The following is a 25,610-nucleotide window of genomic DNA, read 5'->3' on the forward strand; positions in this document are numbered from 1 at the left end:
GCGCAACACGCGCTGCGAGGGTTAAGCCTGGGCTGCCAGGCTCACTTCTTTTGCCACTCGTTCTGTCGCATCCGGGATAGCCGTCGCGCGCGCGCGCTGCGCCATCTCCAGCAATGCGTCTCTGTTCCAGCCCGCCAGAGTGGTGGCGACCGCATCGGCGGTAAATTGTGGCTGCTCAAAAATCTTCGCGGCGCCGGCTTTTTCAAGCGGCAGCGCATTCCAGTACTGCTGGCGGTCTTTGTGCTGGAAAGGCACAAACAGCGCAGGCAGGCCCGCGGCGGCAATCTCACTCACCGTTAATGCACCCGAACGACAGACCACAACGTCGGCCCAGGCGTAGGCTGCGGCCATATCGTCGATAAACTCCGTCACTTTATGCTGCGGCTGCCCCGCTTCGGCGTAAGCCTGCTCAACGGTCTGCTGAGCGCCTTTACCGCTCTGATGCCAGATAGTCACGGCATCGCCCAGCTTTGCGGCAACCTGCGGCATCGTCTGGTTCAGGATGCGAGCCCCCTGAGAACCGCCGACGACCAGCACGCGGACCGGGCCTTCACGGCCGTTCAGGCGAGCCTCAGGCAGCGGTAGCGCCAGCACATCGACGCGCACTGGGTTTCCGACGACATCCGCTTTCGGGAACGCGCCAGGGAATGCCTGCATCACTTTAGTGGCGATTTTCGCCAGCCATTTGTTGGTCAAACCGGCGATACCGTTCTGCTCGTGCAGCACCACGGGAATGCCCAGCGACCATGCCGCCAGCCCGCCGGGGCCAGACACATACCCGCCCATGCCCAGCACCACATCAGGCTTAAACTGCTTCATGATGGTGCGCGCCTGACGCCAGGCGTTAAAAATACGCACCGGGGCCAGCAGCATTGCCTTGAGGCCTTTGCCCCGCAGGCCGGAAATACGAATAAAGTCGATCTCAATACCGTGCTTCGGTACCAGGTCGGCTTCCATGCGGTCTGCGGTTCCCAGCCAGCGTACCTGCCAGCCCTGATCCATTAAATGGTGCGCAACCGCGAGCCCCGGGAACACGTGTCCGCCGGTACCGCCTGCCATCACCATTAACCGCTTCGGTTGATTCATCGTGAACCTCGTGTAAACGCCTGTGCTTTCTCCAGACGCGTCTCATAATCTATACGTAACAAAAACATGATGGCCGTCGACATAATCAGCAGACTCGAACCACCATAGCTTATCAGCGGCAACGTCAGGCCCTTGGTCGGCAGCATGCCTGCTGCGGCCCCAACGTTAACCAATGCCTGGAAGCTAAACCAGATACCAATTGAGCAGGCCAGAAAACCTGAGAAGCGGTGATCGATCTCCAGCGCTTTACGGCCAATCGACATGGCGCGGAAAGCGACGAAGAATACCATTAATAGTGCCAATACCACACCGATATAACCCAGCTCTTCCCCAATAATGGAGAAGATGAAGTCCGTGTGGGCCTCAGGTAAATACTCCAGTTTTTGCACCGAGTTACCTAAGCCTTGCCCCCAGACTTCACCGCGGCCAAACGCCATCAACGACTGCGTCAGCTGATAACCGCTGCCGAACGGGTCTTCCCAGGGGTTCCAGAACGAGGTCACGCGGCGGATACGATACGGCTCGGCGAGGATCAGCAGCACAACCGCAGATATCCCCATCCCGATGATGGCGATGAACTGCCACAGCTTGGCCCCGGCCAGGAATAGCATCGCCAGCGTGGTCACAAACAGTACGACTACGGTACCGAGGTCAGGCTGCGCCAGCAAGAGCACGGCAAGAACCAGGATTACTCCCATCGGTTTCAAAAAGCCGCGAAGGTTGTTACGCACTTCATCAACTTTACGCACCAGGTAGTTTGCCAGATAGCAGAACAGGGAGAGCTTGGTGAACTCGGCCGGCTGAATACGCAGCGGACCGAAGGCAATCCAGCGCGATGCCCCGTTAACGGAGCTACCCACGACCAGTACAATCAGCAGCATGACGATCGACGCGATCAGCATGGCCGTACTGTGGCGCTGCCAGAACGCCATCGGCAGGCGCAAGGTCACCATCGCAAGACAAAACGCCAGGATGATGTACAGCCCGTCACGCTTGGCAAACAGGAAGGGATCGTTAGCGAGACGCTGGCCAACAGGCATCGACGCTGACGTCACCATGATAAAACCGATCGCCGCCAGCCCCAGCGTAAGCCAGAACAGCATGCGGTCGTACATGATCAGGCTATCGGAATCTTTATCCCGCGAAGCCATCACCCAGCCTTTCAGGGCCGCAAAAAGCCACACCAGAATTCCAAATCCTGGCAGGCGCGGCATTTTCAGGCGAGGGAGAGATAAACGCATCAGCCTAACTCCTTCGCCAGGCGGGTAAAGACATCACCACGCTGTTCGAAATTCTTGAACTGATCGAGGCTGGCACATGCGGGTGAAAGCAGCACCATATCGCCAGGCTTGACGCGCGGGGCAATCAGACGCATCGCCTGTTCCATTGTCTCGGTTTGTTCGGCAACCTCAGGGCGCAGTGCAGCCAGTTGGCCACCGTCACGACCAAAGCAGTACAGACGGACGTTATCTCCGGCGAGATACTGTTTCAGGGAGGAGAAATCAGCAGACTTACCGTCGCCGCCAAGCAGCAGATGCAGCGTGCCCTCCACGTGCAGGCCGTTCAGGGCCGCCTCGGTGCTTCCCACGTTGGTGGCTTTGGAGTCGTTGATCCAGCGCGCGCCGTTGTGCTCAAGCGCCAGCTGGAAACGGTGCGCCAGGCCGGTATAGGTGGTCAGCGCTTTTAAACTTGAAGAACGCGGCAGGCCAACGGCATCCGCCAGCGCCAGCGCCGCCAGGGCGTTGGTGTAGTTATGCTGACCGGAAAGCTTCATCTCTTTCACGTTCAGCACTTTCTCACCCTTTACGCGCAGCCAGGTTTCGCCCAGCTGGCGGTTCAGATGGTAGTCACCCATGGTGATACCAAAGCTGATGCAGCGTTCGTCGGCGCCGCGTACCGGCATGGTCAGCGCGTCGTCGGCATTGACCACGCAGACTTTGGCATTTTCATAAACGCGCAGTTTGGCCGCGCGGTACTGCTGCAGGCCAAACGGGTAGCGGTCCATGTGATCTTCGGTCACGTTCAGGATCGTCGCGGCGGCGGCATGCAGGCTGGAGGTCGTTTCCAGCTGGAAGCTGGAGAGTTCCAGCACATACAGCTCACAGCCCTTATCCAGCAGCATCAGCGCGGGCAGCCCGATATTGCCGCCCACGCCCACGTTCATGCCTGCGGCTTTCGCCATCTCGCCGACCAGAGTAGTAACGGTGCTTTTACCGTTTGAACCGGTAATGGCGATAATCGGTGCCTGCGCTTCGCGGCAGAACAGCTCAATATCGCCAACAATCTCAACGCCCGCGTCAGAAGCGGCGCTGAGTGAAGGATGCGCCAGCGCCATGCCAGGACTTGCAACAATCAGATCGGCTGCCAGCAGCCAGTCATCATTCAGACCACCAAGGTGGCGTTCAACCTGCTCCGGCAGCGTGTCCAGACCCGGCGGAGAGACACGCGTGTCCATCACGCGCGGCGTCACGCCGCGCGCAAGGAAAAAGTCCACGCAGGAAAGACCGGTCAGGCCCAACCCGATGATAACGACTTTTTTGCCCTGGTAATCTGCCATGATTAACGTACCTTCAGCGTTGCCAGGCCAATCAGCACCAGCATCAGCGAAATAATCCAGAAGCGCACAATGACGCGCGGCTCCGGCCAGCCTTTCAGTTCATAGTGGTGGTGAATCGGTGCCATACGGAAGATGCGCTGACCGCGCAGCTTGAAGGAGCCGACCTGCAGAATGACCGACAGGGTTTCAACCACAAACACGCCGCCCATGATCACCAGCAGGAACTCCTGACGCAGCAGCACGGCAATGATGCCCAGCGCGCCGCCCAGCGCCAGCGAACCGACGTCACCCATAAAGACCTGAGCCGGATAGGTGTTGAACCACAGGAAGCCCAGCCCCGCCCCGACAATCGCCGTACAGACGATCACCAGCTCACCCGCGTGCCGCAGATACGGTATATGCAGGTAGTTCGCAAAATTCATGTTACCGGTGGCCCACGCCACCAGCGCAAAACCGCCCGCAACGAAGACGGTCGGCATAATCGCCAGACCGTCCAGGCCATCGGTCAGGTTAACGGCGTTACCGGTACCGACAATAACGAAGTAGGCCAGCAGGATGTAGAACAGCCCAAGCTGCGGCATCACGTCCTTGAAGAACGGGACTACCAGCTCGGTGGCCGGCGTGTCTTTTCCTGCCAGGTACAGCGCAAAGGCCACGCCCAGCGCAATCACCGACATCCAGAAATACTTCCAGCGGGCGATCAGACCTTTGGTGTCTTTGCGCACCACTTTGCGGTAGTCATCAACAAAACCGATGATCCCGTAGCCAATCAGCACGGTCAGCACGCACCAGACGTACGGGTTAGAGGGATAAGCCCACAGAAGCACAGAAACAATAATCGCGGTCAGGATCATGATCCCGCCCATGGTTGGCGTTCCGCGCTTGCTAAAGTGTGATTCCGGACCATCGTTACGCACGACCTGGCCAAAAGAGAGTTTTTGCAGACGGGCAATCATGCGCGGGCCCATCCACAAGGAGATGAACAGCGCAGTCAGCAGGCTGACGATGGCGCGAAACGTCAGATAGGAAAAGACGTTAAAGCCTGAATAATATTTGACCAAATGTTCGGCCAGCCAAACTAACATGTTCCGTTCTCCTGTAATGCGTGCACAACCTCTTCCATGGCGGCACTACGTGAACCTTTCACTAAAACAGTCACAATTTGTTTTTCTGTAATCAACGTCTTAAGACGTTCAATCAAAGCGTCTTTATCGGCAAAATGTTCGCCTACGCCGCTGGCCTGGCTTATTGCCTGGCTCAGTTCTCCTGCGCTCAGCACGCGGTCCAGTCCCGCGGCTTTCGCGGCGTCGCCCACCTGTGTATGACAGGCTTCGCTTTCATTGCCCAACTCCGCCATGTCGCCAACCACCATCACGCGGTAGCCGGGCATTTCAGACAGCACCTGCACCGCCGCCGTCATTGACCCGACGTTGGCGTTATAGGAGTCATCCAGCAGCAGCTTGTTTTCGGAAAGCCTAATCGGGAACAGACGCCCGGGAACGGCTTTTAAATTTGCCAGACCCGTTTTAATCGCTTCATGCGACGCGCCCACCGCCATCGACAGGGCCGCAGCAGCAAGGGCATTGGCGATGTTATGACGACCCGGCAGCGGCAGCAGCACGTCAACACCCCCCGTTGGGGTATTCAGCGTGAACTCCGTGCCATGCGACGTCACATGGATATTGGTCGCGGTAAAATCACTGTTGGCCGCATTCGGCGAGAAGCGCCAGGTCTTACGCGCCCCAATGATGCTCTGCCAGTTCAGCCAGTCGTTGTTATCGGCATTCATGATGGCGATACCGTCAGCCGGCAGGCCGGTGTAAATCTCACCTTTGGCCTTCGCCACGCCTTCCAGCGACCCGAAGCCTTCAAGGTGAGCAGCCGCCAGGTTGTTCACCAGCGCCGCTTCCGGACGGGTCAGGCTCACGGTCCAGGCGATTTCGCCCTGATGGTTTGCCCCTAGCTCGATCACCGCAAATTCATGCTCTTTGGTCAGACGGAGTAATGTCATCGGCACGCCGATATCATTATTTAGGTTGCCCGCGGTATAAAGCGTGTTGCCACACTGGCCGAGGATCGCCGCCGTCATCTCTTTGACGGACGTTTTGCCCGATGAGCCCGTCAGCGCCACGACGCGAGTCGGAACCTGCTGGCGTACCCATGCTGCCAGTTCACCGAATGCCAGACGCGTATCTTTCACCACTATCTGCGGCAGCTCGATATCGAGCTTGCGGCTGACCAGCAGCGCGCCCGCGCCGTTCTCTTTGGCCTGACCCGCAAAATCATGCGCGTCAAAGCGTTCACCTTTCAACGCCACAAACAGACAACCCGCTGTCACCTTCCGGGTATCCGTCGTTACGGCGTCAATGGTCAGATCCTGACCGTGCAGTGCGCCCTGCAGGATGGCAGCGGCCTGGCCTAGCGTAAGGCTAATCATGCCACCACTCCCAGCAGACGCGCTGCCGTCACGCGGTCTGAATAGTCCAGACGGCGATTGCCAACAATCTGATAATCTTCATGACCTTTGCCGGCGAGCAGAACCACATCGTTCTCCCGCGCCTGCATGATGGCGTTAGTCACCGCTTCAGCACGGCCTTCGACTACGCGCGCGCGGCCCGCGTCCAGCATACCCGCAAGGATGTCGTTGATAATGGCGCGCGGCTCTTCGGTACGCGGGTTGTCATCGGTCACCACCGGAATATCCGCGAACTGTTCGGCAATGGCGCCCATCAGCGGGCGTTTGCCCTTGTCGCGATCGCCGCCGCAGCCAAACACGCACCAGAGCTTACCGGCGCAGTGCAGGCGAGCCGCTTCCAGCGCTTTTTCCAGCGCGTCCGGCGTGTGGGCATAATCGACGACAACGGTCGGTTTACCCGGCGCGCTGAACACTTCCATTCGGCCACAAACCGGCTGCAGACGCTCGGCGGTGCTCAGCAGTTCGGCCATCGGATACCCGAGTGCCAGCAGCGTAGCCAGCGCCAGCAGAAGGTTGCTGACGTTGAATGCGCCCATCAGGCGGCTTTCAATCTCACCCTCACCCCATGACGAGGCAAAGCGGATCGTCGCGCCGCTGTCGTGATAAGTCACCTCAACCGCCTTTAGCCAGCGGCCGTGGCAGTTCGGGTTAATATTGTCTTCCATTGAAACCGCCACCGCATCCGGCAGCTTCGCCAGCCAGCGACGACCGACTTCATCGTCGGCGTTGACGATCGCCTGGCCGCTGTGGTGGGTTGAATAGAGCAGCCATTTCGCGGCTTCGTAGTGCTCCATATCACCGTGATAATCAAGATGATCGCGGCTGAGGTTAGTGAACACGGAGGCCGCAAACTTCAGCGCTGCCACGCGGTGCTGTACCAGCCCGTGGGAAGAGACCTCCATCGCGGCGAAGGTTGCGCCCTGCCCCGCCAGACCTGCCAGCACGTGCTGTACGTCAACGGCAGAACCGGTGGTATTTTCCGTCGGGCTCACTTTGCCCAGCAGGCCGTTACCGACGGTGCCCATGACGGCGCCGGTTTCACCCAGCAGCTGCGCCCATTGCGCCATCAGCTGCGTGGTGGTGGTTTTTCCGTTCGTCCCCGTCACGCCAACCAGACGCAGCTGGTCGGAGGGTTCATGATAGAAACGTCCTGCCAGCGCGGAGAGACGCTCATTCAGCTGGCTGAGATAAATAACCGGCACACCGTGCATTTCACGGATTTCACCGTCGGTTGCCTCATCTTTGGCCTCCGCAATAATGGCAGCAACACCTTGCGCAATCGCCTGCGGGATATAACGACGCCCGTCCGCCTGATGACCCATCACTGCCACAAAGAGATCGCCAGAAGCAGCCACACGGCTGTCCAGTATCATCTCCCGCAGTGCTCGCTCCGGTGCATTTGGCACCCACGGAGCGAGAAGGTCGCGCAAATTACGATCTGCCACCTGTACCCTCGCCTTGATTAGTTACAAATTCACTTTTGTCGCCCGTCGCCAGCGCATCCGGTTCAATGTTCATGGTGCGCAACACGCCGCCCATGATGGCCCCGAATACCGGCGCAGAAACGGCGCCGCCGTAGTATTTACCCGCCTGTGGATCGTTGATAACGACCACCAGCGCAAAACGCGGATTGCTTGCAGGCGCAACGCCTGCGGTATAGGCAATGTATTTATTGATGTAGCGGCCATCCGGCCCCACCTTCTTCGCCGTACCGGTTTTAATGGCAATGCGGTAGCCTTTAATCGCCGCCTTCACGCCGCCGCCGCCGGGCAGCGCCACGCTTTCCATCATATGAACAACGGTACGAACGATAGATTCCGGGAAGATACGCTCGCCCGGAACCGGTGGATCAACTTTGGTAATCGACAGCGGGCGATAGACGCCATAGCTGCCAATCGTTGCGTAGACTCGCGCTAACTGTAACGGGGTTACCATTAGCCCGTAGCCGAAAGAGAAGGTGGCCCTCTCTATGTCAGACCACCGTTGTTTTTGAGGATATAAGCCACTGCGTTCTCCGACCAACCCCAAATTGGTCGCTTTTCCCAGCCCAAAACGTGAGTAAGTCTCTACTAACGCTGAGGACGGCATCGCTAACGCCAGCTTGGAAACACCGACGTTACTCGACTTCTGTAAGACCCCGGTCAGGGTCAGCTCGCTGTAACGGGCCACGTCTTTAATTTCGTGTCCATTAATGCGGTAAGGAATCGTATTCAGAACGGTACTTTCATTAACAATGCCACGCTGTAGCGCGGTCATTACCACCATCGGTTTAACCGTCGAGCCAGGTTCAAACACGTCGGTGATGGTACGGTTACGCATCACATCCTTCTGCGTACCGGTGAGATTGTTAGGGTTGTAGGACGGGCTGTTGGCCATCGCCAGCACTTCACCCGTGCTGACATCGACTAGCACGGCACTGCCCGATTCCGCTTTGTTAAAGGCCACGGCATTGTTCAGTTCGCGGTAAACCAGCGCCTGCAGGCGTTCATCGATACTCAGCGCAAGGTTGTGTGCGGCCTGGCTGTCCGTTGAGGAAATATCCTCGATTACGCGACCATAGCGGTCTTTACGCACAATGCGCTCGCCGGGCTGTCCGGTGAGCCACTTATCAAAGCTTTTTTCAACGCCTTCAATCCCCTGGCTATCAACGTTAGTAAAGCCAATGAGGTGAGCAGTGACTTCGCCGGAGGGATAATAACGGCGTGATTCCTCACGAAGATGAATACCCGGCAGCTTCAATTTTTTGATGTAGTCCGCCATGTCCGGGTTCACCTGGCGCGCCAGATAGATAAAACGCCCTCTCGGGTTCGCATTCACGCGTGACGCTAACTGGTCCAGCGGCATCTTCAGCGCATCCGCAAGCGCCTTCCAGCGGTTATCGAGCGTGATGCCCCCGGCGTCGTGCAGCTCTTTCGGATCCGCCCAGATAGCCTTCACCGGCACGCTCACGGCCAGCGGACGACCGGAGCGATCGGTGATCATGCCACGAGACGTTGAGACTTCCTGCACGCGCAGGGAGCGCATGTCCCCCTGACGCACCAGCATGTCAGGTGCGATAATCTGAAGCCACGCCACGCGACCCAGCAGGAACCCCAGGGCCAGTAAAATGCAGCCGCAAAGCAACGCAAAACGCCAACTGACAAAGTTGGCCTGTTCTTCCTGACGTTTTGGTTTTAGCGTTTTTGCCGCTGCTTTCATGCGTCGCGTTTTCCCTTATTTTTGTACTACGATATTTTCCTGTGAAGGATCAACATGCTGCAGCTGCAGCTTTTCCGTTGCGATCCGTTCAACCCGGCTGTGATCGCCGAGCGCGTTTTCTTCAAGGATCAGATTTCGCCATTCAATATCCAGCGCATCGCGTTCCAGTACCATCTGCTCGCGTTGCGCAGTTAATAAACGGGTATGGTGGGCCGTCGTAACGACCGTGATAGCCGTGACAATGATGCAAATGAACAAGCAGAGTGGCAGCTTCCCAAACCGCAAAAGATCGTCACCGATCACGCCAGGCAAGGCATGGCGCTCGTTGCTTCCTAACGAATCCTTAACTTTGCTTAGGGTCTCTGTCACTCTGCCGATCATGCGTTCGTCCTTTCTGCAATACGCAGCACTGAACTACGGGCACGTGGATTCTCTGCCACCTCTTCTTCGCCCGGCATCAACTTGCCTAATGCTCGCAGCTGACGGCCGCCCAGTTTCCTGAGCTGTTCTTCCGTCATCGGCAGCCCCGCTGGAACCTGCGGACCGCGGCTCTGTTCACGCATAAAGCGTTTCACAATGCGGTCTTCCAGCGAATGGAAGCTGATGATGGACAACCGCCCTCCCGGGGCGAGCACGCCGAGCGAGCTTTTTAGCGCCAGCTCTATTTCCTCCAGTTCACTGTTTACCCAGATGCGAATCGCCTGGAAGGTACGCGTCGCGGGGTGTTTGTGCTTATCCTTGACCGGCGTTGCGGCCGCAATCACTTCGGCCAGCTGTTTGGTACGGGTCATCGGATCGATACGGTTGCGCTCAACGATGGCGCGCGCAATGCGTTTACCGAAACGCTCTTCGCCAAAGGTTTTGATCACCCATGCAATATCGGCTTCATCAGCGGTTTGCAGCCATTCAGCGGCAGACTGGCCGCGCGTCGGATCCATGCGCATGTCCAGCGGGCCATCGCGCATAAAGGAGAAGCCGCGTTCAGCATCATCGAGCTGGGGTGAGGAGACGCCAAGATCGAGAAGGATTCCGTCGATCTTGCCCGTAAGATCGCGCTCGGCAGCATAGTCCGCGAGCGCAGAGAAAGGTCCATGCACGATGGAAAAACGTGGGTCATCGATGGTTTGCGCAACGGCAATCGCCTGCGGATCGCGATCGATGGCCAGCAGACGTCCTTCCGCTCCAAGCTGAGAGAGGATCAAACGCGAATGACCACCGCGACCAAACGTGCCATCAATGTAGACGCCGTCCGGACGAATATTCAGGCCGTTGACGGCCTCGTCCAGCAGCACCGTTGTATGTTTATAATTTTCCATCATATTTATAGAGACAAGTCCTGCAGCCGTTCCGACAATGTTGCGGAATCGGACTGCTCAGCGTCGATATCTTCCTTGACCTGTTGATACCAGGTCGTTTCATCCCACAGTTCAAACTTGTTGAACTGCCCGACCAGCATCACTTCTTTGGTCAGACCGGCATGCTGCCGCAGCACAGGCGCAATCAGTAATCGCCCTGCGCTGTCCATCTGACACTCACTGGCATGTCCCAATAACAACCGCTGCACGCGGCGTTCCTGCGGGTTCATGCTCGACAGTCGCGACAGCTTTTGCTCAATAATTTCCCATTCGGGCAAAGGGTAAAGCAGCAGGCAGGGGGAGTTGATGTCAATGGTGCAAACCATTTGACCTGAAGCGTTCTCGATCAGCTGGTCGCGGTATCGGGTTGGTACCGATAAACGCCCTTTACTGTCGAGATTGACTAACGTTGCTCCACGGAACATGCCAGCCTCACCCCTCCTCGCCACTTTAACCCACAAATTCCCACCTAAAGGAGTTTACGGAGCGAGGGAAAAGCTTGTCAAGCCAGGACTCTCTCTATACTGGCCCGAAAGGCCTCTATTTACAGAGATAAACAGACCTGGTTAATAACTGCACAACTGGCGAGGCAAAATTAACGTTATGAATATTTGTAAGAAAAAAAACGAATATGCACACTAGCGTTAAAGCTCACTCGATATCATCGCAGATAAATATAAAGTGTCAGTTTGCGACGCGGGCGGCATTTTAAGACATATCGGCAGGGGATAACAGCGCCAGATTCAACATGCCGCCACGCGGAGTGCCCAGCAGGTGAACGGATTAGGGTTAAGCGAGAAAAAACGTCTGAATATTCATCGACAGAACGGCCTTTGTAACAAAATAATACAAAAAGCTTTTATGAAAACGGTATAAATGTTCTTTAAAAGGCAATTTAAAAGCCAAACTGAATTAAGAAAAATAGCAGGCTATGATTCCTAAGGAATTATCTCATTTTTTATCGGGGAATTATTTGCGCCCATTTTTTCTTAATCCGGGGCAGTTTTCACCACCCCGACGCATTCATTAATGGCGGCTCAAAAATCCGCGGCGGTAGAGATTTCGTTTAATACGCGTCAGCCCTGGCTTAGGCTTACGTGGCTCATCCAGGCTTGCCAGAACGATCTCCAGCACGCGTTCAGCCACATCGCGGTGGCGTTGAGCCACTGCCAGCACCGGACACTGCAGGAAGTCGAGCAGTTCGTTATCGCCAAAGGTTGCGATGGCCAGATCGGAAGGGAGCTGTCCGTCGCGACGCAACGTAACATCCATCACCCCCTGCAGCAGCGCAAATGACGTTGTGAACAACGCCTGCGGCATCGGATGCGTTTCCAGCCACTTCTCAAACAGCTGGGCGGCCGCTTCGCGCTCGTAGCTATTGGCATACAGATAATGAACGTCACGCGGATCGTCTTTCCAGGCCGTGCGGAACCCTTGCTCGCGCAGGAAGCTAACCGAAAGTTCTGGCAATGCACCGAGGTATAGCACCGTTTCAGCCGGGAAGGTTCTCAGCTCAGCGGCCAGCATTTCTGCATCGTCCTGATCGGCACCCACGACGCTGGTGAAATGTTCGCGATCCAGCGCGCGGTCGAGCGCCACAATCGGGAAGGGGTCGTTCGCCCAGCGCTGATAAAACGGATGCTCCGGCGGTAATGAGGTGGATACGATGATGGCATCAACCTGACGCTGCAGCAGATGCTCAATGCAGCGCATTTCGTTGTCAGGCTGGTCTTCGGAGCAGGCGATCAACAGCTGATAGCCCCGCTGGCGGGCCTGACGTTCAAGATAATTGGCGATGCGGGTATAGCTGGTGTTTTCCAGATCGGGGATCACCAGACCAATAGAGCGGGTGCGCCCGGCACGTAAGCCGGCTGCGACAGCATTCGGATGGTAGTTATGCTCACGAACCACCGCCATAACTTTTTCAACGGTCTTATCGCTGACACGGTACTGCTTAGCTTTACCGTTAATCACATAGCTGGCCGTTGTTCGTGACACGCCGGCTAGCCGGGCGATTTCATCCAGTTTCACAATTGCCCCTTAAAAAAAGAAAAGAGTCCATGGCCTTGTCAAGGTTATGGTTAAATCTTTTAACATCTAAACGCAGAATAGTCACCGCGGCAATCGCTTTTATCTGCATTCGCGGCGGTTTGAGCAAAAAAAAAGCCCGGCTTTGGCAACCGGGCAGAAAGAGGCGAACCTTTTTGACAACTAACGCATGATTTTATCGCCGCGCGACAGGCCAACGATGCCAGAGCGCGCGACTTCAACAATTTTTGCCACATCCCGCACAGAGGACAGGAAGGCATCCAGCTTGTCACTGGTTCCGGCAAGCTGAACGGTATAAATAGAAGGGGTCACATCAATGATCTGCCCACGGAAGATATCCGTGTTGCGTTTAACCTCTTCGCGACCGTAGCCGCTGGCCTGAATTTTCACCAGCATCACTTCACGCTCAACGTACGCGCCCTGCCCCAGTTCGCTCACGCGCAGAACATCAACCAGCTTATGCAGCTGTTTCTCAATCTGCTCAAGCACCTTGGCATCGCCTACCGTCTGGATAGTCATGCGTGAGAGTGTAGGATCGTCCGTCGGGGCCACCGTCAGGCTTTCTATGTTGTAACCACGCTGGGCAAAAAGCCCGATAACGCGCGACAGTGCACCTGACTCGTTTTCCAGTAATACAGATAATATCCGGCGCATATCAGGTTCTCTCCGTTTTGCTTAGCCACATTTCGTCCATACCGCCGCCGCGAATATGCATCGGATAAACGTGCTCGGTGCCATCAACAATGACGTCCACGAAAACCAGACGGTTATTTTTAACATGCGCGAGCGCTTCGCTGAGTTTTGCTTCCAGCTCCGCGGGATCGCTTACGCGGATACCAATGTGGCCGTAGGCCTCCGCCAGGCGAACGAAGTCAGGCAGTGACGTCATATACGACTGAGAGTGGCGGCCCGAGTAAATCATATCCTGCCACTGCTTCACCATGCCGAGGTAACCGTTGTTCAGGTTCAGCACCAGCACCGGTAGCTCATACTGCAATGCGGTAGAGAGCTCCTGAATATTCATTTGAATACTGCCGTCACCCGTTACACAGATCACCGTTTCATTGGGCAGCGCCAGCTTAACCCCCAGCGCGGCAGGCAGACCGAAGCCCATCGTACCCAGCCCGCCTGAGTTGATCCAGTGGCGGGGTTTATCAAACGGATAATAAAGTGCGGCAAACATCTGGTGCTGGCCCACGTCAGACGTCACATACGCGTCGCCTTTGGTGAGACGCCAGATCGTTTCGATCACGGCCTGCGGTTTAATGTTTTCGCTTTGCGCGTCATACCTCAGGCACTGCCGTCCACGCCACTGCTCAATTTGCTGCCACCAGTCGCGGATCTCATCCAGAGGTTGCGCCACCGTCTCCTGCGTAAGCAGATCGAGCATTTGATCCAGAACCTGACGCGCATCCCCAACGATCGGCACATCAGCGGGCACCGTTTTGGAGATAGAGGTCGGGTCAATATCGATATGCAGCACGGTGGCGTTAGGACAGTACTTCGCCAGATTATTGGTGGTACGGTCGTCAAAGCGCACGCCGACAGCAAAGATCGCATCGGCGTTATGCATCGTCATGTTGGCTTCATAGGTGCCGTGCATGCCCAGCATGCCCAGCGCCTGACGGTGCGTTGCCGGGAACGCGCCCAGCCCCATTAATGACGATGCAACAGGAAGATTCAGTTTTTCAATCAGCTCGCGAAGCTGCACTTCACAGGCAGAGTTCACCGCTCCGCCACCTACATAGACAACCGGCTTTTTAGCCGCCAGCAGGGTTTGCAGCGCACGCTTGATCTGGCCTTTATGCCCCTGCGTCGTTGGATTGTACGAGCGCATGCTCACCGAGTCGGGCCACGCGTAAGGCAGCTTATTCGCCGGGTTGAGGATATCTTTTGGCAAATCTACTACCACCGGTCCCGGACGCCCGCTCGCCGCGAGCCAGAAGGCTTTTTTCAGCACGCCCGGAATATCTTCCGTCTGCTTCACCAGGAAGCTGTGCTTAACGACGGGACGTGAAATCCCTACCATGTCACATTCCTGGAATGCGTCGTAGCCAATCAGCGAGGTCGCTACCTGCCCGGAGAGGATAACCAGTGGGATAGAGTCCATGTACGCAGTGGCAATCCCGGTGATGGCGTTGGTGGCCCCGGGTCCAGACGTGACCAGGACCACACCGACTTCACCCGTCGCACGCGCCAGCCCGTCAGCCATGTGCACAGCGGCCTGTTCGTGGCGCACCAGAACATGGTCAATGCCGCCCACGGTATGAAGCGCGTCATAAATATCGAGAACCGCGCCTCCGGGATAGCCGAACACCTGCTTTACGCCCTGATCGATAAGCGATCGGACGACCATTTCCGCGCCAGACAACATCTCCATGCTTCGCCTCCAGGCTTTTTGTTATAGACGGCAGCAGAATTCATTTCCGCGCCGTCTTCTGACGGGGGAAACCCATCTTATATTTTGCAGAGTGATCGCTACCTTAACCGCTCGTTATGAGGCAGGCAATTAGCAAACCGGAAGGGGTAAACGGGGATAAAAGCAGAAAAAGCAGGCAATTCCATGGTAACTGGTGAATTCGTCTAGAATACGAGGAAGCGATAATAATTCATCGCTTAAAATGAGGATGATTCAGGAAATCATCTATTTTTGAGCTCGGCACAGCGAAGAAAAATAATTCATAAAGAATAAAAAACCATTATGTTGAAAAGCTGCAGGATAAACCACATACGTTTGTGCGATTTATCCCGAATGGCTCATCGACGACAAACGTTCACGAGCAGCTCTTCCATCCATTGATGTCCTTTATCTCTACCCGCGGCCTCATGCCAGGAAAGATAACAGGTACGGCTATTTAGCTTGAGCGGTAATGGCAAAACTTGCAGGTTAAGCTGCTCTGAAAACTCTTCAGCCAGCCAGCGCGGTGCGATGGCGACCAGCTGGGTTTGTGAGACCACGTTCAATACGCTCATCATTGCCATCCCCTGATACGCCACGCTTGCTTGTTTATCCGCTGTGTCATACCACGGCTGGCTAAATGAAGCATATCTGTCGAGAGCAACTACGGCATGCTGTTCATTATAAACATCAGTTTCGCGCAGGGGTGAATTCATACGCGGGTGTTTTTTACTGGCAACTAACACCATTTCATCTTTAAACAGCGGGACGCAGGAAAATTCCGGGCGACGAAATTCTTCATACCCCAGAACAAACTCCGTTTCCTGATAACGAAGCTGATGCTCAGTGTTCTGGTTAAGAGACGATTTAAATATCAGGTGAATATTTGGCGCGATAGCTTCAACTTTATTGTATATAACAGACGTCAAATAGTTATCTAACGGGCTGCATACGCAAAGATGAAATACTCGCTCGCTGCTTAAGGGTTCAAAGCCCGAACCCGGTAGCTCATTTTGTACGAGCTGCAGCGCCTGGCGGATGGAACCGAACAGCTGAAATGCACGCGCGGTAGGCTGGATACCTCTCCCGTAACGCACAAACAACTCGTCATTAAACATGACCTTAAGCCTGGCCACGGCATTGCTCACCGCAGGCTGAGACATGCCAAGGGATTGTGCTGCTCGCGTAATATTCTGTTCCTGCATCACCGCATCAAACACGGTTAACAGATTAAGATCCACGGTGCGTAACTGCGGTTTAACCCCATCACAGGCATGAGATTGATTAATATTATTTTCTGGCATCTTTGACTCCACTGTCACGCTAAACTCCCTTTGCCAAGGTACTGTAATAAGTTCGAAAAATATGATTTACCATGCATATACGACCAGCGAAAGCGAATTATTTAAAATTCGGAAAATATAAAGGATGCCGCATCAAAAAAGGCCCTTTATCATCTGATTGACGAAGAGATAAAAAACGGCTTAATTGATATCAATAACATTAGGGTTGGCATGAAACCATAATTCAAACAAATAAACAATCACCCCTCAGGTTAATGATGACTTAAGTATTATTTAACTATTAACACGCTTCTATACCTGTTAGTTAACAACCGGATTGAATATTGCACCGCTAATACTTTCCAAAACCATTCACCGGAGTTATAAAATAATGAATTATAAACGATTTCATATCACCATGACGGCAGTTATCCGGTTATGTGAAATTGATACTAATTATATTTAAATCATACCAGCGATGAATTTCCAGTCCAAAAATAGACAATCCGATCGGTCATGAATGAAAAAACCAGCACAATTAGCTAAAGTAAATTCTCTTCCCTCCCCCGCTCATCAGCGTGTTTTACCGTGCAGGGGTTGACATGAGTCAACGTATCCAGTACCACTAAAAGCATATTGAATTTAACGGAGCACGATTCATGACACGCACCATTCGTTTCACCAGCCTACTACTACTAAACGCATCCACTGTGCGCGGTAGACTGGCGGGCGAAATTCAGCGTTGAATCGTCACCAGTAACACTAAGAACCCGCGCCATTGCGCGGGTTTTTTTATGCTCGTAGCAAGGCGCCCTAAGACTGACAAGGACCTAACCCATGAGCCAGCAAGTCATTATTTTCGATACCACGTTGCGTGACGGTGAACAGGCATTACAGGCGAGCCTGAGTGTAAAAGAGAAACTGCAGATTGCGCTGGCTCTCGAACGCATGGGTGTCGACGTAATGGAGGTAGGTTTCCCTGTCTCTTCCCCGGGTGATTTCGAATCCGTACAGACCATTGCCCGAACGATTAAAAACAGCCGCGTATGTGGACTGGCGCGCTGCGTTGAGAAAGATATCGACGTTGCAGCCGAGTCATTGAAGGTTGCCGAAGCCTTCCGTATCCATACCTTCATTGCGACCTCGCCGATGCACATCGCAACCAAACTGCGCAGCACGCTGGACGAGGTTATCGAACGCGCGGTGTATATGGTTAAACGCGCGCGCAACTACACCGATGACGTTGAATTCTCCTGCGAAGATGCAGGCCGTACGCCGATTGAAGATTTGGCGCGCGTAGTGGAAGCAGCCATCAATGCGGGTGCCAGAACGATCAACATCCCGGACACCGTCGGCTACACCATGCCGTTTGAGTTCTCCAACATCATTACCGGCCTGTATGACCGCGTACCGAATATTGATCAAGCGATTATCTCCGTGCATACCCACGACGACTTGGGTCTGGCGGTGGGTAATGCCATCGCTGCCGTCCACGCCGGCGCGCGTCAGGTTGAAGGTGCGATGAACGGTATCGGTGAACGCGCGGGTAACTGTTCGCTGGAAGAAGTGATCATGGCGATTAAAGTGCGTAAAGACATCATGAACGTGAATACGCGCATCAATCACAACGAAATCTGGCGCACCAGCCAGACCGTCAGCCAAATCTGCAATATGCCGATTCCGGCTAACAAAGCGATTGTCGGCACCGGTGCCTTCGCGCACTCCTCGGGTATTCATCAGGACGGCGTCATTAAGAATCGTGAAAACTACGAAATCATGACCCCTGAATCCATTGGTCTGAATCAGGTACAACTGAATCTGACCTCTCGCTCCGGCCGTGCGGCCGTGAAACACCGCATGGAGGAGATGGGCTACAAGGACAGCGATTACAACATGGACCAGCTGTACGACGCCTTCCTGAAGCTGGCAGATAAGAAAGGTCAGGTCTTCGATTACGACCTGGAAGCGCTGGCGTTCATCAACAAACAGCAGGAAGAGCCGGAGCATTTCCGTCTGGATTACTTCAACGTGCAGTCCGGCTCCAGCGACATCGCGACCGCCTCAGTCAAGCTGGCCTGCGGCGATGAGATTAAAGCCGAAGCGGCAAACGGTAACGGCCCTGTGGATGCCATCTACCAGGCGATTAACCGCATCACCGAGTACGACGTTGAGCTGGTTAAATATGACCTGACGGCCAAAGGCCAGGGCAAAAATGCGCTGGGCCAGGTAGACATCGTGGTCAACTATAGCGGCCGCCGCTTCCACGGCGCAGGCCTGGCGACGGACATCGTCGAATCCTCCGCAAAAGCGATGGTGCATGTCCTGAACAACATCTGGCGCGCCGCCGAAGTCGAAAAAGAGCTGCAACGCAAAGCTCAGAATAAAGAGAACAACAAGGAAACCGTGTAATGTCGAAGAATTACCATATTGCTGTGTTGCCGGGTGACGGTATTGGCCCGGAAGTGATGGCACAGGCGCTGAAAGTACTGGAAGCCGTTCGCTCGCGTTTTGCGATGAAAATTTCGACCAGCCACTACGACGTGGGTGGTGTGGCTATCGATAACCACGGTACGCCGCTGCCAAAAGCGACCCTTGAAGGCTGCGAAAATGCCGACGCCGTGCTGTTTGGCTCCGTGGGTGGCCCAAAGTGGGAACACCTGCCGCCGGCAGAGCAGCCTGAGCGCGGCGCGCTGCTGCCGCTGCGTAAACACTTTAAGCTGTTCAGCAACCTGCGCCCGGCGAAGCTGTATCAGGGCCTGGAAGAGTTCTGCCCGCTGCGCGCCGACATCGCGGCCAACGGCTTTGACATCCTGTGCGTGCGTGAGCTGACCGGCGGGATCTACTTTGGTCAGCCAAAAGGTCGCGAAGGCAGCGGCCAGCATGAAAAAGCGTTTGATACCGAGGTGTATCACCGTTTCGAAATCGAACGTATTGCCCACATCGCGTTTGAGTCTGCGCGCAAGCGCGGCCATAAAGTGACGTCTATTGATAAAGCGAACGTGCTGCAGTCGTCCATTTTGTGGCGTGAAATCGTCGGCGAAATTGCTAAACAGTACCCGGACGTTGAGCTGTCGCACATGTATATCGACAACGCGACCATGCAGCTGATTAAGGATCCTTCCCAGTTTGACGTGCTGCTGTGCTCCAATCTGTTCGGCGATATTTTGTCAGACGAATGCGCGATGATCACCGGCTCCATGGGCATGCTGCCGTCCGCAAGTCTGAACGAAGAAGGTTTTGGCCTGTATGAACCTGCTGGCGGCTCCGCGCCGGATATCGCGGGCAAGAACATTGCGAACCCGATCGCCCAGATCCTCTCTCTGGCCCTGCTGCTGCGCTACAGCCTGGATGCAGGCGATGCGGCTACCGCAATTGAAAACGCCATTAACCGGGCGTTAGAAGAAGGCATCCGTACCGGCGATTTAGCGCGCGGCACGGCGGCAGTCAGTACCGATGAAATGGGCGACATCATTGCCCGCTATGTCGCTGAAGGGGTGTAATCATGGCGAAGACGTTATACGAAAAGTTGTTTGATGCGCACGTGGTCTACGAGGCACCAAACGAAACCCCGCTGCTGTACATCGACCGCCATCTGGTGCATGAAGTGACCTCTCCGCAGGCATTTGACGGCCTGCGCGCGCACAATCGCCCGGTGCGCCAGCCGGGTAAAACCTTCGCGACGATGGATCACAACGTCTCGACCCAGACCAAAGACATCAATGCGTCCGGTGAGATGGCCCGCATTCAGATGCAGGAGCTGATTAAAAACTGCAGCGAGTTCGGCGTTGAGCTGTACGACCTGAATCACCCTTATCAGGGCATCGTCCACGTGATGGGGCCAGAACAGGGGATTACACTGCCGGGCATGACGATCGTTTGCGGTGACTCCCATACCGCAACCCACGGCGCATTTGGCGCGCTGGCGTTCGGTATCGGCACGTCTGAAGTCGAACACGTACTGGCGACGCAGACCCTGAAGCAGGGCCGCGCCAGGACCATGAAGATTGAAGTGAAGGGCAAAGCTGCACCGGGCATCACCGCGAAAGACATCGTGCTGGCGATTATCGGCAAAACCGGCAGCGCGGGCGGTACCGGTCACGTTGTCGAATTCTGCGGCGAAGCCATTCAGGCGCTGAGCATGGAAGGCCGTATGACCCTGTGCAACATGGCCATCGAGATGGGCGCCAAGGCGGGTCTGGTTGCGCCAGACGAAACAACCTTCAACTATGTGAAGGGGCGTCTGCACGCGCCAAAAGAGCAGAATTACGTTGATGCAGTTGAATACTGGAAAACCCTGAAGACCGACGACGGCGCGACGTTTGATACCGTTGTTACCCTGCAGGCGGAAGAGATTGCGCCGCAGGTGACCTGGGGAACTAACCCAGGCCAGGTGATTTCCGTCAACGACAGCATTCCCGATCCGTCCTCCTTCGCCGATCCGGTCGAACGCGCCAGTGCGGAAAAAGCGCTGGCCTATATGGGCCTGAAGCCAGGCGTGCCGCTGACCGATGTGGCCATTGATAAAGTGTTCATCGGATCCTGCACCAACTCTCGCATCGAAGATTTACGTGCCGCTGCAGAAATCGCAAAAGGCCGTAAAGTCGCGCCGGGCGTTCAGGCGCTGGTTGTTCCGGGTTCTGGTCCCGTAAAAGCGCAGGCGGAAGCGGAAGGGCTGGACAAGATCTTCATCGACGCGGGCTTTGAATGGCGCCTGCCCGGCTGCTCCATGTGTCTGGCCATGAACAATGACCGCCTGAATCCGGGCGAGCGCTGCGCCTCCACCAGCAACCGTAACTTCGAAGGCCGTCAGGGCCGCGGTGGACGCACCCATCTGGTCAGCCCGGCAATGGCCGCTGCGGCTGCAGTCACCGGCCATTTCGCCGACATTCGCAGCCTGAAATAAGGAGACAATCATGGCAGAGAAATTTACCCAAAAAACAGGCCGGGTTGTCCCGCTGGACGCCGCTAACGTTGATACCGACGCGATTATTCCTAAGCAGTTTTTGCAGAAAGTCACCCGTACCGGCTTTGGTGCGCACCTGTTTAACGACTGGCGTTTCCTGGATGACAAAGGCGAAGTGCCTAACCCGGAATTTGTACTCAACTTCCCGGAATACAAAGGCGCGTCGATTTTACTGGCGCGAGAAAACTTTGGCTGCGGCTCGTCGCGTGAACACGCTCCCTGGGCGCTGACCGACTACGGTTTTAACGTGGTGATTGCCCCGAGCTTCGCGGATATCTTCTACGGCAACAGCTTCAACAACCAGCTGCTGCCGGTGACGCTGAGCGATGAAGAGGTTGATGAGCTGTTTGCGCTGGTGCAGGCAAATCCGGGAATGTCGTTTGAGGTTGATCTGGAAGCGGAAGTGGTCAAAGCGGGTGACAAAACCTACAGCTTCAGCATTGACGCCTTCCGTCGCCACTGCATGCTGAACGGGCTGGACAGCATTGGCCTGACGTTGCAGCACGAAGATGCTATCTCCGCATACGAGAAAAAACAGCCCGCGTTTATGGGCTAAGGCAATGGCCCGCAGCGCGCGGGCCATTGATAAGGGTGCGTTGAGGCTCAACCACTCTGGAGAGGCGGGGAACTTTCCCCCGCCAATACCGCTAACGTTTTGCTTCGTAAGACAACACTGCCGCCAGCTCTGTTTTCTCCTGTCTGAAGTGCAGCTCACACAGCGAGTCGCGCACCATCCAGGTGAAGATCAACAGCGTCGTACAGATCAAAAACAAACCTAACAGCAGAGTACGTTTTGGCATTCCAGCCTCCTTATTGCTTTTCGGCAATGAAGAGACTAACCTCGCAATGATCGTTGTGAAGTTTGTCTCCCCATCAATTTTTTGATGCGGGACTCTCCACTGTTTGCCTCTTGCGAAAGCCTGAGGCAAACAGCCTCAAGCACCCGCCACGCACTCTATTCGCCTTCTTCGTTCCTGTCAGAAAGTCGTTTCATTTCGTGAAGCCGCCTTCCAGATTCAGACATCTTTAACGCGGCAGGTCAGCGCCAGCGTGACGACCGAAATCGCCGCAATCATCCAGTACACCGAGGCGTGGCCATAGCTTTGCGACAGCGCCCCCTGAATCACACCGGCAAGGATAACGCCCGTCGAAATGCTGTTGGTGAAAAGCGTGGTCGCTGAGCCTGCTCGCCCCGGCATTAGATCCTGGAACCAGAGCATCCCTATCCCGGCAACGATCCCGATGAAAACCGCGTTAAACAGCTGCAATGCCAGCAGCGCCTCCCGCGAATGGAAAAAGATCAGCCCCGCGTAGAACAGCACCCCGGCCGCCACGGCAACGATCATCATCCTGCGTTTTCCAAAGCGCTTCACGTAATACCCGGCCAGGATCATCGCCGGAATTTCCAGCCCGGCGGCGGTACCCATCAGGAGCCCCGCGAGCTTGTCCGGTAACCCCAGATCGCTGCTGATCCACAGCGGCATATCGATGATGTACATGGTGTTGCAGGTCCACATCAGGGTGGAGGCGATAAACAGCATGCGGACGTTCTTGTCCTGCCAGCCGCTCACCTGGGTGATGGGCCTGTCAGCCGGCTGTTCAACCCGCGCCACCGACGGCAGCACAAAGGCAATCAGCGCCAGGCTGATGACAAATATCCCCGCCGCGATGGAAAACATCATCGTGAAGCCGTAATTCAGCGCCAGCATAAAGGCCAGCGGCGGGCCGATGACCCATGCCAGCGAGAGCTGCGCTCGCATCACGGAGCTGAACATCACCACCTCTCGCGCCGAGCTATCGGCATACTCGCGGGCCAACGCAAACAGCTGCGGCATGGCGGTATTCGCCAGTGAAGCCAGCAGTACGCCACAGGTGATCAGCGTCAGGTAATGACGGTTGAAGGCAAACAGCAGCGCGTTGCCCACGGCCATGGCACAGCAAAAGAGGATCAGCCTGCGGCGATCGCCCTGGCTGTCAGAGCGTTTCGCCAGCCACAGGCTGACCAGGATCCCGGCAATCGCGTTGACGGTATAAAACAGCCCCACCCAAAACGGCTGTGCTCCGACCTCACGGCTGAGGAACAGGCTGAGCGTCGGTGCCTGAAGCGCCCCCGCCACGCCCATCATAAAGGCCACCAGCATAAAAGCGGCATACACGCCGTTCAGGCGTCGCCCCATCGTCATCAACCAGAGCATGCGCAAATCCTTGTGAAAGCGAATCGAAATTGGGTGAAATAGTAAACGAAAAAAGCCAGCAAAAACATTTTGCTGGCGGGTGATTAGCACCAATACTCAGTCACACATGATCGAGGCGAGTTAGCGAGAAGAGATCGGATTCGTAACGTCCCACTGCATCAGTTCTTCTAACGTTTTCAGCCGTTGCTCTGCACACCGGCGGGCCAGCCAGGACACTCCTTTTGTCGCTGAAAAGTACTGCTGATAAAACTGACGTGCGGTAGACCTCTTCATAATTTACCTCCTCGCTTCATCGAGAAGAATTATTGGCCTAATATAGGGATAAATAAATTGCTGGTTTTTTGTCAGGAGTTCCCCTTTTATGCCGTCTGGTCGTCTGCAACAACAATTTATCCGCCTTTGGCAGTGCTGCGAGGGGCAATCGCAGGAGACAACGCTGAACGAGCTGGCGGAACTCCTTAACTGTTCGCGTCGCCATATGCGCACGCTTCTGAACACTATGCAGCAGCAGGGCTGGCTAAACTGGGAGGCGGAGGCAGGACGCGGCAAGCGCTCGCGCCTGACCTTTCTCTATACCGGCCTGGCGCTGCAGCAGCAGCGGGCGGAAGATCTGCTGGAGCAGGATCGTATCGATCAGCTGGTGCAGCTGGTAGGCGATAAAGCGGCCGTGCGCCAGATGCTGGTTTCCCATCTCGGACGCAGCTTTCGTCAGGGCCGCCACATCCTGCGGGTGCTCTACTACCGTCCGATGAAAAACCTGTTGCCCGGCACGGCCTTACGCCGCTCGGAAACGCATATGGCCCGGCAAATCTTCAGCGGCCTGACGCGCATAAATGAGGAAAATGGGGAACTGGAAGCGGACGTTGCGCACCACTGGCAGCAGCTTTCCCCGCTGCACTGGCGCTTTTTTTTACGGCCCGGCATCCATTTTCACCACGGACGCGAGCTGGAGATGGCCGACGTTATCGCCTCGTTGGCGCGTGCCCGCAGGCTGCCGCTTTACTCGCATATTTCACGCATCCATTCCCCAACCGCCTGGACGCTGGATATTGAGCTCTCGCAGCCGGACAAATGGCTACCGTGGCTGCTGGGCTATGTCCCTTCGATGATTTTGCCCGCCGAGTGGGAATCGCTGAATAATTTTGCCAGCCAGCCGATTGGCACCGGCCCCTACTCTGTCTCGCGCAATAACAATAACCAGTTGAAGATCCGCGCGTTTGATGACTATTTTGGCTACCGGGCGCTTATCGACGAAGTGAACGTCTGGGTGTTGCCGGACCTCAATGAAGAGCTGAGCGCCGGGCTGACGCTGGAAGGGCCGACGACGGGTGAAAAGGCCGTCGAAAGCCGCCTTGAAGAGGGCTGTTATTATCTGCTGTTTGACCGCCGCACCCATCGCGGCGCAAATCACGAGGTGCGTGAGTGGATCAGCCACATTCTGGCCCCTGCGAATCTGATTTATCATGCCGACGTTCAGTATCAGGCATGGTGGTTCCCGGCCTACGGCCTGCTTCCACGCTGGCACCACGCGCGTCCAGCGCGTAGCGAAAAGCCCGCAGGGCTGGAGTCCATCACCCTGACCTACTACCGCGAGCATGTGGAGCATCGCTTTATTGCCAGAATCATGACTCGACTGCTGGCGGCCGAAGGGGTAACGCTGGAGGTCAAAGAAGTTGACTATGACGAATGGCACCAGGGAGATATCACCAGCGATATCTGGCTGAACAGCGCCAATTTCACCCTGCCGCTCGATTTCTCGCTCTTCTCGCACCTGTATGAAGTCCCGCTGATCCAGCACTGCATCGATCGGGACTGGCAGCAGGACGCCGCCTTGTGGCGCGCGGGCGAAATGAATTTAGCCACGTGGTGCCAGGCTTTACTTGCCGAACAGGCGATCGTGCCGCTGATCCACCACTGGCTGATGATCCAGGGACAGCGCAGCATGCGCGGCCTTCGGATGAATACCCTGGGCTGGTTTGATTTTAAATCCGCCTGGTTTGCGCCGCCGGAGCCATAACGCTTTCGTAATATTCACCAAATCATTACAATA

General features: G+C 55.7%; 23 protein-coding genes. 6 read left to right on the forward strand and 17 right to left on the reverse strand.

The features are described from left to right. Nucleotides 1-21: 21 nt before the first annotated feature. The 14 genes from murG to leuO all read right to left on the reverse strand — a co-directional run bounded on the left by murG (nt 22) and on the right by leuO (nt 16,423). A complete protein-coding gene (gene murG, locus D5067_RS19100; protein WP_119935533.1) occupies nt 22-1,086 on the reverse strand; it encodes an undecaprenyldiphospho-muramoylpentapeptide beta-N-acetylglucosaminyltransferase in 1,065 nt (354 codons plus the stop codon). Next, a complete protein-coding gene (gene ftsW, locus D5067_RS19105; RefSeq protein WP_119935534.1) occupies nt 1,083-2,327 on the reverse strand; it encodes a cell division protein FtsW in 1,245 nt (414 codons plus the stop codon). Before ftsW ends, murG begins: the two co-directional genes overlap by 4 nt. Continuing rightward, complete coding sequence (gene murD / locus D5067_RS19110; protein ID WP_119935535.1) at nt 2,327-3,643, reverse strand: UDP-N-acetylmuramoyl-L-alanine--D-glutamate ligase; 1,317 nt, start codon at nt 3,641-3,643, stop codon at nt 2,327-2,329. Before murD ends, ftsW begins: the two co-directional genes overlap by 1 nt. Before the next feature lie 2 nt (nt 3,644-3,645). After that, on the reverse strand, nt 3,646-4,728 hold the full coding sequence (gene mraY, locus D5067_RS19115; protein ID WP_119935536.1) for a phospho-N-acetylmuramoyl-pentapeptide-transferase: 1,083 nt from the start codon (nt 4,726-4,728) through the stop codon (nt 3,646-3,648). Continuing rightward, nucleotides 4,722-6,080, reverse strand: a complete 1,359-nt coding sequence (murF, locus tag D5067_RS19120) for a UDP-N-acetylmuramoyl-tripeptide--D-alanyl-D-alanine ligase (RefSeq protein ID WP_119935537.1) — start codon at nt 6,078-6,080, stop codon at nt 4,722-4,724. Before murF ends, mraY begins: the two co-directional genes overlap by 7 nt. Next, nucleotides 6,077-7,564 carry a UDP-N-acetylmuramoyl-L-alanyl-D-glutamate--2,6-diaminopimelate ligase gene (gene murE, locus D5067_RS19125; RefSeq protein ID WP_119935538.1) on the reverse strand — a complete coding sequence of 496 codons (1,488 nt, stop codon included), beginning with the start codon at nt 7,562-7,564 and terminating at the stop codon, nt 6,077-6,079. The genes murF and murE overlap by 4 nt, the downstream gene beginning before the upstream one ends. After that, on the reverse strand, nt 7,551-9,317 hold the full coding sequence (gene ftsI, locus D5067_RS19130; protein ID WP_119935539.1) for a peptidoglycan DD-transpeptidase PBP3: 1,767 nt from the start codon (nt 9,315-9,317) through the stop codon (nt 7,551-7,553). Before ftsI ends, murE begins: the two co-directional genes overlap by 14 nt. A gap of 15 nt (nt 9,318-9,332) precedes the next feature. Further along, the gene (gene ftsL / locus D5067_RS19135) at nt 9,333-9,698 is read right to left on the reverse strand and encodes a cell division protein FtsL (RefSeq protein ID WP_119935540.1); all 366 of its coding nucleotides are present in this window, start codon (nt 9,696-9,698) and stop codon (nt 9,333-9,335) included. Continuing rightward, nucleotides 9,695-10,636 carry a 16S rRNA (cytosine(1402)-N(4))-methyltransferase RsmH gene (gene rsmH / locus D5067_RS19140; protein ID WP_119935541.1) on the reverse strand — a complete coding sequence of 314 codons (942 nt, stop codon included), beginning with the start codon at nt 10,634-10,636 and terminating at the stop codon, nt 9,695-9,697. Before rsmH ends, ftsL begins: the two co-directional genes overlap by 4 nt. Nucleotides 10,637-10,638: 2 nt before the next feature. Next, entirely contained in the window at nt 10,639-11,097 is a 459-nt protein-coding gene (gene mraZ, locus D5067_RS19145) for a division/cell wall cluster transcriptional repressor MraZ (RefSeq protein WP_014882537.1), read from the reverse strand. A 601-nt stretch (nt 11,098-11,698) separates the two neighbouring features. Then, complete coding sequence (gene cra, locus D5067_RS19150) at nt 11,699-12,703, reverse strand: catabolite repressor/activator (RefSeq protein ID WP_119935542.1); 1,005 nt, start codon at nt 12,701-12,703, stop codon at nt 11,699-11,701. 180 nt (nt 12,704-12,883) lie between these two features. Beyond that, nucleotides 12,884-13,375, reverse strand: a complete 492-nt coding sequence (gene ilvN, locus D5067_RS19155; protein ID WP_119935543.1) for an acetolactate synthase small subunit — start codon at nt 13,373-13,375, stop codon at nt 12,884-12,886. Nucleotide 13,376: 1 nt separating this feature from the next. Further along, nucleotides 13,377-15,101, reverse strand: a complete 1,725-nt coding sequence (ilvI, locus tag D5067_RS19160) for an acetolactate synthase 3 large subunit (protein WP_119935544.1) — start codon at nt 15,099-15,101, stop codon at nt 13,377-13,379. 377 nt (nt 15,102-15,478) lie between these two features. Beyond that, nucleotides 15,479-16,423, reverse strand: coding sequence for a transcriptional regulator LeuO (gene leuO / locus D5067_RS19165; RefSeq protein WP_119935545.1), 945 nt, complete (start codon nt 16,421-16,423; stop codon nt 15,479-15,481). Nucleotides 16,424-17,061: 638 nt separating this feature from the next. Here leuO and leuL point away from each other — a divergent pair. The 5 genes from leuL (at nt 17,062) to leuD (ending at nt 21,921) form a co-directional block, all read left to right on the forward strand. Continuing rightward, a complete protein-coding gene (leuL, locus tag D5067_RS24165) occupies nt 17,062-17,148 on the forward strand; it encodes a leu operon leader peptide (RefSeq protein ID WP_119935546.1) in 87 nt (28 codons plus the stop codon). 91 nt (nt 17,149-17,239) lie between these two features. After that, the gene (leuA, locus tag D5067_RS19170) at nt 17,240-18,811 is read left to right on the forward strand and encodes a 2-isopropylmalate synthase (RefSeq protein ID WP_119935547.1); all 1,572 of its coding nucleotides are present in this window, start codon (nt 17,240-17,242) and stop codon (nt 18,809-18,811) included. Continuing rightward, nucleotides 18,811-19,902 carry a 3-isopropylmalate dehydrogenase gene (gene leuB, locus D5067_RS19175; protein ID WP_119935548.1) on the forward strand — a complete coding sequence of 364 codons (1,092 nt, stop codon included), beginning with the start codon at nt 18,811-18,813 and terminating at the stop codon, nt 19,900-19,902. Before leuA ends, leuB begins: the two co-directional genes overlap by 1 nt. Before the next feature lie 2 nt (nt 19,903-19,904). After that, nucleotides 19,905-21,305 (forward strand): 3-isopropylmalate dehydratase large subunit, encoded by a 1,401-nt coding sequence (gene leuC, locus D5067_RS19180; RefSeq protein WP_119935549.1) that lies wholly within the window; start codon nt 19,905-19,907, stop codon nt 21,303-21,305. Between the two features lie 10 nt (nt 21,306-21,315). Next, the gene (gene leuD / locus D5067_RS19185) at nt 21,316-21,921 is read left to right on the forward strand and encodes a 3-isopropylmalate dehydratase small subunit (protein WP_119935550.1); all 606 of its coding nucleotides are present in this window, start codon (nt 21,316-21,318) and stop codon (nt 21,919-21,921) included. A gap of 91 nt (nt 21,922-22,012) precedes the next feature. Here leuD and D5067_RS19190 read toward each other — a convergent pair whose 3' ends face one another. From D5067_RS19190 to sgrT, 3 genes are all read right to left on the reverse strand, one after another. Next, nucleotides 22,013-22,165 carry a Hok/Gef family protein gene (locus D5067_RS19190; RefSeq protein WP_119935551.1) on the reverse strand — a complete coding sequence of 51 codons (153 nt, stop codon included), beginning with the start codon at nt 22,163-22,165 and terminating at the stop codon, nt 22,013-22,015. 216 nt (nt 22,166-22,381) lie between these two features. After that, nucleotides 22,382-23,560, reverse strand: coding sequence for a sugar efflux transporter (locus D5067_RS19195; protein ID WP_119935552.1), 1,179 nt, complete (start codon nt 23,558-23,560; stop codon nt 22,382-22,384). 120 nt (nt 23,561-23,680) lie between these two features. Then, nucleotides 23,681-23,833, reverse strand: a complete 153-nt coding sequence (sgrT, locus tag D5067_RS19200; protein ID WP_119935553.1) for a glucose uptake inhibitor SgrT — start codon at nt 23,831-23,833, stop codon at nt 23,681-23,683. 88 nt (nt 23,834-23,921) lie between these two features. Here sgrT and sgrR point away from each other — a divergent pair, with 88 nt between their 5' ends. Beyond that, on the forward strand, nt 23,922-25,577 hold the full coding sequence (sgrR, locus tag D5067_RS19205; protein ID WP_119935554.1) for an HTH-type transcriptional regulator SgrR: 1,656 nt from the start codon (nt 23,922-23,924) through the stop codon (nt 25,575-25,577). Nucleotides 25,578-25,610 lie beyond the last annotated feature (33 nt).

This window comes from Enterobacter huaxiensis, assembly GCF_003594935.2.
GTDB lineage: Bacteria > Pseudomonadota > Gammaproteobacteria > Enterobacterales > Enterobacteriaceae > Enterobacter > Enterobacter huaxiensis.

Bases quoted from the DNA above. Each gene is read 5' to 3' on its own strand.
- D5067_RS19195 (WP_119935552.1), bottom strand. From the start codon at position 23,560: ATGCTCTGGTTGATGACGATGGGGCGACGCCTGAACGGCGTGTATGCC.
- ftsL (WP_119935540.1), bottom strand. From the start codon at position 9,698: ATGATCGGCAGAGTGACAGAGACCCTAAGCAAAGTTAAGGATTCGTTA.
- leuL (WP_119935546.1), top strand. From the start codon at position 17,062: ATGACACGCACCATTCGTTTCACCAGCCTACTACTACTAAACGCATCC.
- leuC (WP_119935549.1), top strand. From the start codon at position 19,905: ATGGCGAAGACGTTATACGAAAAGTTGTTTGATGCGCACGTGGTCTAC.
- mraZ (WP_014882537.1), bottom strand. From the start codon at position 11,097: ATGTTCCGTGGAGCAACGTTAGTCAATCTCGACAGTAAAGGGCGTTTA.
- ftsI (WP_119935539.1), bottom strand. From the start codon at position 9,317: ATGAAAGCAGCGGCAAAAACGCTAAAACCAAAACGTCAGGAAGAACAG.
- murF (WP_119935537.1), bottom strand. From the start codon at position 6,080: ATGATTAGCCTTACGCTAGGCCAGGCCGCTGCCATCCTGCAGGGCGCA.
- ftsW (WP_119935534.1), bottom strand. From the start codon at position 2,327: ATGCGTTTATCTCTCCCTCGCCTGAAAATGCCGCGCCTGCCAGGATTT.
- ilvN (WP_119935543.1), bottom strand. From the start codon at position 13,375: ATGCGCCGGATATTATCTGTATTACTGGAAAACGAGTCAGGTGCACTG.
- leuO (WP_119935545.1), bottom strand. From the start codon at position 16,423: ATGCCAGAAAATAATATTAATCAATCTCATGCCTGTGATGGGGTTAAA.
- sgrT (WP_119935553.1), bottom strand. From the start codon at position 23,833: ATGAAGAGGTCTACCGCACGTCAGTTTTATCAGCAGTACTTTTCAGCG.
- mraY (WP_119935536.1), bottom strand. From the start codon at position 4,728: ATGTTAGTTTGGCTGGCCGAACATTTGGTCAAATATTATTCAGGCTTT.
- ilvI (WP_119935544.1), bottom strand. From the start codon at position 15,101: ATGGAGATGTTGTCTGGCGCGGAAATGGTCGTCCGATCGCTTATCGAT.
- sgrR (WP_119935554.1), top strand. From the start codon at position 23,922: ATGCCGTCTGGTCGTCTGCAACAACAATTTATCCGCCTTTGGCAGTGC.
- murG (WP_119935533.1), bottom strand. From the start codon at position 1,086: ATGAATCAACCGAAGCGGTTAATGGTGATGGCAGGCGGTACCGGCGGA.
- leuA (WP_119935547.1), top strand. From the start codon at position 17,240: ATGAGCCAGCAAGTCATTATTTTCGATACCACGTTGCGTGACGGTGAA.
- leuB (WP_119935548.1), top strand. From the start codon at position 18,811: ATGTCGAAGAATTACCATATTGCTGTGTTGCCGGGTGACGGTATTGGC.
- rsmH (WP_119935541.1), bottom strand. From the start codon at position 10,636: ATGATGGAAAATTATAAACATACAACGGTGCTGCTGGACGAGGCCGTC.
- leuD (WP_119935550.1), top strand. From the start codon at position 21,316: ATGGCAGAGAAATTTACCCAAAAAACAGGCCGGGTTGTCCCGCTGGAC.
- D5067_RS19190 (WP_119935551.1), bottom strand. From the start codon at position 22,165: ATGCCAAAACGTACTCTGCTGTTAGGTTTGTTTTTGATCTGTACGACG.
- murD (WP_119935535.1), bottom strand. From the start codon at position 3,643: ATGGCAGATTACCAGGGCAAAAAAGTCGTTATCATCGGGTTGGGCCTG.